Origin of the sequence: Methylobacterium jeotgali, from assembly GCF_022179345.1 — a bacterium.
In the GTDB taxonomy this organism is placed as follows: domain Bacteria; phylum Pseudomonadota; class Alphaproteobacteria; order Rhizobiales; family Beijerinckiaceae; genus Methylobacterium; species Methylobacterium jeotgali.
On the sequence record NZ_BPQR01000052.1, the window covers coordinates 20,963 to 30,156 of the forward strand.

Below are 9,194 nucleotides of genomic sequence, written 5' to 3' on the forward strand. Positions count from 1 at the left end.
ACGGCGTCGGGGCTGTGCCCGCCCAGGACCGGTGTTTCGACCCGCGGTCCCCGATTTCGTGACCTCGACGAAGGAAGAGGGCAGGGAGCTCGACGACCGCCTCGCAAACGCTCCCCGCTCTCCGCAGACCCCGTCCGACGTGGGTGTCGCCCTGCCCGTCGAAAGCGGAGAGCATTCCTGCGCGCGGCAATTCCGGGGAGTGGATGCCCGATCAGGCCGCGAAACCGAAAAGGTTTCGTCCCGGCCAGCGGTCCTGGCTCAGGCCCAACACGGGAATCATCATGTCCGCAGAGGGGCGGCGCGGTCACGGGCGCCCCTCTGCGGAGGCCACCCCCTCTGCGGAGGCCACCGGCTTCAAGCACATCCCGGGCGTGAGGACAGGCTTCCCTGACAATCGGGATAAGCTCTCTTGAGTGCGTACCATTGGCAGGGCCGTAAATCGGGACACGCTTTCATGATAGTCTGCCTCGGCTGTCCCAGCCGTCCGGCTCGCCTCGTCCCGAGGCGGCTTCCTCGTGCATGCCGGGCCGCCGTCCAGATCATCGTGGAGCGGCCGATCCGAACACGTGAGGACCGCAGCGACGGTATCGGCGAAGCCAGCCGAGCCGACCGCCAGGGCGCCTCCTCGGACCTGAACGATCAGGGCGCTCGACCGGATGCCCCCCGGCGTTGGGGGCCGGTGGTGTCCTCGCGGCCATTCCGAAAAGAAAGTACGGCAACCCGAAGGGCATGGTCCGGTCCGCAGATCACGCTAAGGACGCGGTCTGGACCCATCGGCCCTATGATCGAGCCGGCATCGGGTTTGATGCCGGCCTCTGTTTCCAAGGGTTGGACCAGGCATCCGCGCCTGGGCATGTCGGGTCTAGGGAGCGAGGCGGATCACGTTCCCTACAAATCGGGATAAACTTAAATGAGACCGCCCCTCCAGAGGTAACAGAAATCAAGACAAATTCTCATGTTAGCGTGCACCAAGGCGGGTTGTCGGATCTGCTGCGGACTGTGCTGCGCAGATTCTTTTCCGGAACCAGGCTGTGGTACTGCCGCCTCAATCCGAAAAACCGTGACGGTGAGACGGTGAGACGGTGAGACGGTGAGACGAGGGCAATTTGTTATCCTCCGAGCCATCGCGGAAGCCGCAGTCGGTCGAGAACACGGAAACGCGAAGCTGAGCGGACGTGAGGGGCCGTTCGCGAACAAGGTCAAACTTCTCTGTAAGCACGGATCTGTATGGACAGAGTTCCGTGTGCTTTAGGCCAAGCTCATTTGAGAGCACTCCCTGTGGGGATTCCTCAAATCAGGACAAGCTTTGCCGAGAAATGACAGGGACGCTATCGTTTCCGCGCGGTCTCGTAGGCGAGGCCGCGCTCGCGCCTGCCCGCCGCGATCACCGTGACGGTGACGGCCTGATCGTCGACGCGATAGACCAGCCGATAGCCCGCCGCGCGCAGCTTGATCTTGTAGCAATCCTTGAGATCGGCTGCGCGGAGCTTGTCCGCCTCGACCCTTGGACTGTCCAAGCGCTCCGCGAGCTTCTTTTTGAACTGCCCCCGGACCGTGGCGCCGAGCTTCTCCCATTCCTTCAGGGCCGAGGGCAGGAACCGCAGCTCATAGGGCATCCAGGGAGACCAGCACGGGCTCCTCGTCGGCGCGGGCAGCGACGATGCGGGCGAGCTCCGCATCGTCCACCGCCTCCATCAGTGCCTCGAACACCGCTGGCGGGACCATGTAGCCCATGACCCGGTTGTGGTTCAGCACCGCGACCGGCGCGCCGCCCGCTCGGTTCATCACCGAGGTCGGACTCTTCTTCAGCTCCGACACGCTGACGGCGACATCAGCCATGACGCTTTGGAGAGGGGCCTGCATCCCTACCTCGGACCTGTTTCGGGCCTCCAAACGAAGCCTTGATCGGTACCGTATCTAGCCTCGAATTCGGTCGATGTCATCGATTGGCGAGGCGGTGGATGCGCAGCCGCGACCGGCCCTGGAGGACCGGCCGCGGCTTTCCTGTCTCAGCGCGCGACGGGCGCGGGCGTCGCGGCCTCGCCGGCGGCGATGACGCCGAAACCCTGGGCCTCGAAGAAGGGCTTGGCGGCCGGGGTCTTCAGGAAATCGAGGAAGCGCTTGCCGCCCTCGCCCTTGGCGTCGGCCGTCACCGCGAAGGGGTAGACCACCGGCGGGTGGCTGCCCTCGGGGAAGATGCCGACGACCTTGACGCCGGGATCGGAGCGGGCGTCGCTCTCGTAGACGACACCGAGCGGCGCCTCGCCGCGTGAGACCAGCGCCAGCGCCGCGCGCACGTTGTCGGCCTGGGCCAGCCGCGGCTGGATGCCGGCCCAGAGGCCGAGCGTCTCGAAGGCGGTCTTGGCGTACTTGCCGATCGGCACCGAGTTGACCTCACCGGTGGCGAGACGCCCGTCGGCGCCGAGCGCCTTGGCGAACCCGTCCTGGGTGAAGGGCACGTCCGCGACCTTCGAATCCTTGCCCGTCACCACCACGAGGCGGTTGCGCAACAGGTTCACCCGCGTGTCCGGGCGGATCAGCTTGCGCTGGGCGAGGTAGTCCATCCACTCGAGATCGGCGGAGGCGAAGAGGTCGGCCGGCGCACCGGACTCGATCTGGCGGGCGAGCGCCGAGGAAGCGGCGTAGCTCGCCTTGATCTCGACGCCGGTCTGCGCGGTGAAGGCCTTGCCGGCATTGTCGAGGGCGTTCTTCAGGCTCGCCGCCGCGAACACGGTGGCGCTGTCGGCGGCGTGCGCAACGCCTGCGGCAGCCTGGGCGAGGCCGGCGCCGGCCACCAGGGCGACGACGAGGAAGGAGCGGGCGAGGTGACGCATGCGGGGACCTGACCTTCGGTGGGGAGGGAGGGAGCGGACGGCCCCGCGACGGGCCGCCCGCGATCGGGCCGCCGTTCAGGCGGCCTTCGGCGCGACGTCCGAGAGGGAGGCCATGTCGATGACGAAGCGGTACTTCACGTCGCTCTTGAGCATGCGCGTGTAGGCGGTCTCGATCTCCTGGATCGGGATCATCTCGATGTCGGCGGTGATGCCGTGCTGGCCGCAGAAATCGAGCATCTCCTGGGTCTCGGCGATGCCGCCGATGAGGGAGCCCGCGAAGTTGCGCCGCCGCCAGATCACGCTGAAGACATGCACCGGCAGGGGCTTCTCCGGCGCGCCGACCTGCACGAGGGTGCCGTCGCGCTTCAGGAGCGCGAGGTAGGCGTTGATGTCGTGCTCGCCGGCCACCGTGTCGAGGATGAAGTCGAAGCGCTCGCCCTGCGCGGCCATGGCCTCGGGGTCCCGCGAGATCACCACGGCGTCGGCGCCGAGGCGCTTGGCGTCGGCTTCCTTGCCCGGCGAGGTCGTGAACAGCGTCACGCTGGCGCCCATGGCATGGGCGAGCTTGAGGCCCATGTGGCCCAAGCCCCCGAGCCCGACGATGCCGACCCTCGAGCCCGGCCCGACCTTCCAGTGCCGAAGGGGCGAGTAGGTGGTGATGCCCGCGCAGAGCAGCGGCGCGACGCCGGCCGGGTCGAGGGTCTCGGGGATGCGCAGCACGAAGTGCCGGTCGACGACGACGTGGCTCGAGTAGCCGCCGAAGGTGTGGCCGCCGGTCTGCGGCTCGGGGCCGTTATAGGTCGCGGTGAAGCCCGGCTCGCAGTACTGCTCCAGCCCCTCGCGGCAGCTCGCGCATGTCCGGCAGGAATCGACCATGCAGCCGACGCCGGCGAGGTCGCCGGGCTTGAAGCCGGTGACCTCGGCGCCGACGCGGGTGACGCGCCCGACGATCTCGTGGCCGGGCACGCAGGGGTAGAGGGTGTTCTGCCACTCGTTGCGGGCCTGGTGGAGGTCCGAGTGGCAGACGCCGCAATAGGTGATCGCGATCTCGACGTCCTTCGGGCCGGGGTCGCGGCGCTGGAAGCGGAAGGGGGCGACCGGCGCCTCGGCGCTCTCGGCGCCGTAGCCGACACACTCGAACATGGGGTAGCCTCGCTCTCAGACGCGGGGGACCGCGGTGGGGACGGGTTCGTTTCGCCGCGCTATATACGGCGCATCATAGCTAAGGCCAGGGGTAGGGGACGCGTTCGGAGACCATGGCGAGCCTCAGCATCCGCGTCGATCTCGGGTCCGGCAACCGCCTGGGCCCGGGCAAGGTGCAGCTCCTCGAGATGATCGCCCATCACGGCTCGATCTCCGCGGCGGGACGGGCGCTGGGCATGTCCTATCGCCGCGCCTGGATGCTGGTGGAGGCCATGAACACCGGCTTCGGGCGGCCCGTGGTCGAGGCGCAGGTCGGCGGCAAGGCGGGGGGCGGGGCCCGGCTCTCGCCCTTCGGCGCCGACGTCGTCGCCCATTACCGCGCCGTGGAGCGGGCGGCGGCGCTGGCCGCGGCGCCCTTCCTGTCCCGGCTCGACGGCGCGGCCTGAAGCCCCTCCGCCCGCATGGCGGCGGTGCGGCGGTGCGTGTTCCCGCCTCCCGTCATCCGTGCGAGAAGGCGCCCGTCACGGAGAACCATTCCCGGATGGGCGAGAGCGTCCATGACGGCGCGGGCGCCGCCCCGGCGGGAGAGGGCGCCCCGCCGATCCTCGCCCTGCAGGGGGCCTCGAACGCCGTCATTCAGGAGGCGCTGCGGGCCTTCGCCGACCGTCGGCGGGCGGAGGGCGTTCGCGTCGCAGGCGCGGTGGAGGAGTTCGTGGCGGGCTCGGCGGAGACCTGCCTGCGCGACCTCGCCACGGGCCGGCGCTACCGCATCCATCAGGACCTCGGGCCGGGCTCGCTCGCCTGCCGGCTCCAGGGGGCGGAGATCGCCGAGGCCTGCGAGGCCCTGCGGCTCCAGATCATCGCCGGCTGCGACCTCGCGGTGCTGAGCAAGTTCGGCAAGCTGGAGGCCGCCCGCGCCGGCCTCGTCGCCGCCTTCGGCGCGGCGGTCGAGACCGGCACGCCGGTGCTCACCGCGGTGTCGCCGCTGTTCACGCCGCAGTGGCGCGCCTTCTCCGGCAACCTGTCCCGTTTCGCGGGACCGGAGCCCACCGCGCTCGACGACTGGTGGCGGGCGCTCGCCCCGGCGAAGGCGCGGCCCGGTCACAGGCGGGCCGGGTAGGGCTGTCCCGAAGCGGCGAGGGCGCGACAGCGACCGGCCCACGATCCGGAGGGATCGCGGGCCGGCCGGTCGATCAGATCGTCTTGTACTTGGCGGCCTCTTCCGAGCCGCCCGTCGCGTTGCCCTTCGAGTAGGAGTGGGCGCCGACGCCGGCGAGCGCGCCGCCCTGGACGATCAGGTACTCGTCGCGGATCGGACGGTCCTCGAAGTAGCACTCCAGGATCTCGCGGGTGCCGGCGGCGTAGCGGGACTGCGCCGAGAGCGAGGTGCCGGAGATGTGGGGCGTCATGCCGTGATGCGGCATCGTCCGCCACGGATGGTTCCCCGGAGCTGGCTGCGGGAACCAGACGTCGCCGGCGTAGCCCGCGAGCTGGCCCGACTCCAGCGCTCGCACGATCGCGTCGCGGTCGCAGAGCTTCCCGCGGGCGGTGTTGACGATGTACGCGCCACGCTTGAAGAGCTTGAGCGTCTCGTCGTTGATCATGTGCTCCGTCTCCGGGTGGAGCGGGCAGTTGAGCGTGACCACGTCGCAGGCGCCGTACATGTCCTCGCGCTTGGCGTGCCAGGTGAGGCCGAGCTCCTTCTCCACCGACTCCGGCAGCCGGTGGCGGTCGTTGTAGTGCAGGTGCACGCCGAAGGGCTTAAGGCGGCGCAGGACGGCCAGACCGATGCGGCCGGCGGCCACGGTGCCGATATGCATGCCCTCGACGTCGTAGGAGCGCGCGACGCAGTCGGCGATGTTCCAGCCGCCCTTCACCACCCACTGGTAGGAGGGGATGTAGTTGCGCACGAGGCTGATGATCATCATCACCACGTGCTCGGCGACGCTGATCGAGTTGCAGAACGTCACCTCGGCGACGGTGATGTTGTTGTCGATCGCCGCCTGGAGGTCGGTGTGATCGGAGCCGATGCCCGCGGTGACGATCATCTTGAGCTTCTTGGCCTTCGCGATGCGCTCGGCCGTCATGTAGGCGGGCCAGAAAGGCTGCGAGATCACGATCTCGGCGTCGTGGAGTTCGCGCTCCAGCACCGAGTCCGGGCCGTCCTTCGAGGCGGTGACGACGAGGGTGTGGCCGAGGCTCTCCAGATACTTCCTCAGGCCGAGCTCGCCGGAGACGGAGCCGAGCAGCGTGCCGGGCTTGAAGTCGATGGCCTTCGGGGTCGGCAGGGTCTGGCCATCCGCGTAGCCGTCGATCCTGGGCAGGTCGTCGCGGGCGTAGGTCTTCGGATAACCGTCGACGGGATCGTCGTAGAGGACGAGAACGATCTTGGCCATGGCACACTCCCTTTGTCGTCGAGGCAAAGGGGATCCCGCCCGAACTCGAAATCTGATTTCGAGCTGTAAGACTTCCAGCCTACGGACGCTTCCCCGCCCGGTTTTATTATGACCATCTTGTCCTGGTCCGTCCGGGCAGGCGGAAGCTCAGATATTCTTGTGCCTCCTTCAAACGAAAGTTCTGAATGACCTGATCGATGCCGTCGATCAGCCGCGCGGCCGTACCGCATCCGCGATGGCGCTCTCCAGGCCGCCCTTGAGTACCGCCCGGTAGAGGGCGGAAGCCATCGGCGGGAGCGGATCGCGGTCAGACAGGACGAGGCCGACCGCCTGGGCGTGGGGCGGATCGACGAGGTCGGGCATCGCCAGGTCCTGCGTGCCGCCGAACAGGTGGCGGAAGGTGTGGGGCACGATGCTGGCGTAGCCGCCCTGGCGCAGATGCGCGCAGACCCCGAGGAAGGAGTTCGAGACGATCGCCGGCCGCAGCACCACGGAGAGGGAGGCCGCGAGCCGGTCGAGGATGCGCCGGTTCTGCATCTCGTCGCTCAAGAGGCACAGGGGATGGGCGGCGGCCTCGTGCCAGGAGACGCGGGGGCGCCCGGCGAGCGGATGGTCGGCCCGCATCGCGAGGATGTAGCGCTCGTGGTAGAGCGGCACCCGCCGCACCCGGTCGAGAGGCTCGTTCTCAAGGTAGGTGAGCCCGGCCTCGAGGTCGAAGTCGTCGAGCCCTTTCTGGATCTCCCGCGAGGAGAGGGAGCGGATCTCGACGAAGGCCTCCGGGTGCGCCTCTCGGAAGCGCGTCGTCAGGAAGCCCACCGCCCCCATCGCCGCCGGGACCACGCCGAGGCGCAGCGTGCCGCGCAGGCCCGTGCGCAGGCCCGAGAGGTCGTCGCGCAGGCCCTCGTAGTCGGTGAGGATCTGGCGCGCCCAGGCCAGCAGGTGCTCGCCCTCGACGGTCAGCCCCGCGTAGCGCCGATTGCGCGCGACCAGCGGCACGCCGAGGTCCTCCTCCAGCTTGCGCAGCGCTGCCGAGAGGGTCGACTGGGTGACGTTGCAGGCTTCCGCCGCGCGGGCGAAGTGCCGTTCGCGGGCGAGCGTCACGAAGAAGGAGAGGTGGCGCACCAGCATGGACGATCCCCCCGCGGGCCGCCTGCCTTCGATCCATTGGCGGTATGTCCGATCCTATACATCGCTCATCGCCGAACCGTCCCGCTCGCGCCCGCATGGGGCGCCGGACGCAGCCGCATGGGCGCCGCTCAGCGCGGGTAGCGGGCGCTGAACAGGGCGACGCAGCCGACCGTCTCCACAGCAACCTCGCGGAAGCGCGCTTCCAGCGCCGCGCGCAGCGCGTCGAGCCCGTCGCGTGTATTCGAGAAGACGCCCTTGGCGTTGTAGACCCGCATCAGGGCGCGGGCGGGAGCGGAGACCGGCACGCCCTCGCTGAGGATTGTCGCGCCGAAGAGCGTCCCACCGGGCTCGAGGAGCGGGATCACGGTGTCGAAGGCCCGTGCCTTCTCAGGGATCGCGCCGGGCAGGCAGTGCAGCAGGTAGGTAAGACCGACCGAGGCGAAGGGCGCGATGCCGGAGAGGGCACCCGGGTCGGCGTTCAGCACGTCGACCGTGGTGCGCTCGGGCCGGTAGCGGGCGATCCGGGCGCCGGCCGCGTCGAGCGTATGCGGATTGAGGTCCATGAGCCCGACCCGCGGCGCCGGCACGGGGAAGCGGCAGCGATCGAGATACCAGCCGGTGCCGACGCCGACGTCGAGATGGCTCGCCCCGGCGTGGCGGTCGTAGAGGGCGAGGATGCGCCGGGTCGGGCAGCGCCAGACCAGCGGGTTCGAGAGCTTGAGGACGACGAGGTCGTAGAGCGCCAGCGTGCGCGGATCGTAGACCGCCTGCCCCGCGCGGGTGTCGAGGACCCCACGACCCTGTTCGGTGTCCTGCGCCATGCGGCCTCCGTCCCGGAGACCGGGTCGATAGACCGCGCGGGGGCGGGAGTCGACGCCGGGCGCATGGCGGGGCAGCCTGCCGCCCCGCATTCGGGTCGGGACGGGAGGGCGGGAACGCGATGATCGGGACGATCGGCCTCGCGCTGCTGGCCGGCGTGCTCTCGACGCTCTCGCCCTGCGTGCTGCCGCTGCTGCCGGTGGTGCTCGGCGCGGCGGCCTCCGAGCACCGGCTCGGGCCGGCGGCGCTGGCCGCCGGGCTCGCCCTGTCCTTCACGGTCATCGGGCTGTTCGTGGCGGGCCTCGGCTACGCGGCGGGCCTCGATGCCGGCCCCTTCCGCATGGCCGGCGCCATGCTCCTCATCGGGATCGGGCTGGTGCTGATGGTGCCCGCCCTCCAGGGCCGGCTGGCCGGTGCGGCGGCCCCCGTCGGCGCCTTCTTCGAGACGCGCTTCGGCGGCCTCGCGACCGGAGGGGCGGCGGGGCAGTTCGGCGTCGGGCTGCTCCTCGGCGCCGTCTGGTCGCCCTGCGTCGGGCCGACCCTCGGGGCAGCGTCGCTCCTCGCCGCGCGGGGCGAGAGCCTCGGCGCGGTCGCCATGGTGATGCTCGCCTTCGGGATCGGCGCGGCCCTGCCGCTCCTCGGGCTCGGGCTGCTCTCGCGTCGCCTCGCCGGAGCTTGGCGCGGGCGGCTGGCGGCCTCGGCACGGGTGCTGAAACCCATGCTCGGCCTGGCGCTTCTCGCGGCGGGCCTCCTGGTGCTGACCGGGCTCGACAAGCGCGCCGAAACCCTGCTCGTCGACGCCTCGCCCGACTGGCTGACCGCGCTGACGACGCGATTTTGAAAGCGCGTCCCGGCGTCGGACGACGCCGGGACG

The 9,194-nt window shown here is 70.0% G+C and carries 10 protein-coding genes; 3 read left to right on the plus strand and 7 right to left on the minus strand.

The genetic code is table 11. The features are described from left to right. Window positions 1-1,328: 1,328 nt before the first annotated feature. The 4 genes from MFF04_RS15455 to MFF04_RS15470 form a co-directional block, all read right to left on the minus strand. Window positions 1,329-1,616: a type II toxin-antitoxin system RelE family toxin gene (locus MFF04_RS15455; protein WP_238277070.1), complete on the minus strand. Its 288-nt coding sequence runs from the start codon at window positions 1,614-1,616 to the stop codon at window positions 1,329-1,331. After that, window positions 1,606-1,839, minus strand: a complete 234-nt coding sequence (locus MFF04_RS15460; RefSeq protein ID WP_238277071.1) for a type II toxin-antitoxin system Phd/YefM family antitoxin — start codon at window positions 1,837-1,839, stop codon at window positions 1,606-1,608. The genes MFF04_RS15455 and MFF04_RS15460 overlap by 11 nt, the downstream gene beginning before the upstream one ends. A gap of 170 nt (window positions 1,840-2,009) precedes the next feature. Continuing rightward, complete coding sequence (gene modA / locus MFF04_RS15465) at window positions 2,010-2,834, minus strand: molybdate ABC transporter substrate-binding protein (protein WP_238277072.1); 825 nt, start codon at window positions 2,832-2,834, stop codon at window positions 2,010-2,012. A gap of 75 nt (window positions 2,835-2,909) precedes the next feature. Then, entirely contained in the window at window positions 2,910-3,977 is a 1,068-nt protein-coding gene (locus tag MFF04_RS15470) for an NAD(P)-dependent alcohol dehydrogenase (protein ID WP_238277074.1), read from the minus strand. Between the two features lie 113 nt (window positions 3,978-4,090). On the opposite strand from MFF04_RS15470, the gene MFF04_RS15475 reads away from it, so the two are divergent. Both MFF04_RS15475 and MFF04_RS15480 read left to right on the plus strand, forming a co-directional pair. Next, a complete protein-coding gene (locus MFF04_RS15475) occupies window positions 4,091-4,423 on the plus strand; it encodes a winged helix-turn-helix domain-containing protein (protein WP_238277075.1) in 333 nt (110 codons plus the stop codon). Between the two features lie 95 nt (window positions 4,424-4,518). Then, window positions 4,519-5,097, plus strand: coding sequence for a DUF2478 domain-containing protein (locus MFF04_RS15480; protein WP_238277076.1), 579 nt, complete (start codon window positions 4,519-4,521; stop codon window positions 5,095-5,097). A 73-nt stretch (window positions 5,098-5,170) separates the two neighbouring features. Here the strand turns inward: MFF04_RS15480 and MFF04_RS15485 are convergent, their stop codons facing one another. The 3 genes from MFF04_RS15485 to MFF04_RS15495 all read right to left on the minus strand — a co-directional run bounded on the left by MFF04_RS15485 (window position 5,171) and on the right by MFF04_RS15495 (window position 8,322). Beyond that, complete coding sequence (locus MFF04_RS15485) at window positions 5,171-6,373, minus strand: NAD-dependent formate dehydrogenase (protein WP_238277077.1); 1,203 nt, start codon at window positions 6,371-6,373, stop codon at window positions 5,171-5,173. A gap of 207 nt (window positions 6,374-6,580) precedes the next feature. After that, on the minus strand, window positions 6,581-7,501 hold the full coding sequence (locus tag MFF04_RS15490) for a LysR family transcriptional regulator (RefSeq protein ID WP_238277078.1): 921 nt from the start codon (window positions 7,499-7,501) through the stop codon (window positions 6,581-6,583). Window positions 7,502-7,629: 128 nt separating this feature from the next. Beyond that, a complete protein-coding gene (locus tag MFF04_RS15495; protein ID WP_238277079.1) occupies window positions 7,630-8,322 on the minus strand; it encodes a class I SAM-dependent methyltransferase in 693 nt (230 codons plus the stop codon). Window positions 8,323-8,441: 119 nt separating this feature from the next. On the opposite strand from MFF04_RS15495, the gene MFF04_RS15500 reads away from it, so the two are divergent. Beyond that, the gene (locus MFF04_RS15500; protein WP_238277081.1) at window positions 8,442-9,161 is read left to right on the plus strand and encodes a cytochrome c biogenesis CcdA family protein; all 720 of its coding nucleotides are present in this window, start codon (window positions 8,442-8,444) and stop codon (window positions 9,159-9,161) included. Window positions 9,162-9,194: the final 33 nt, after the last annotated feature.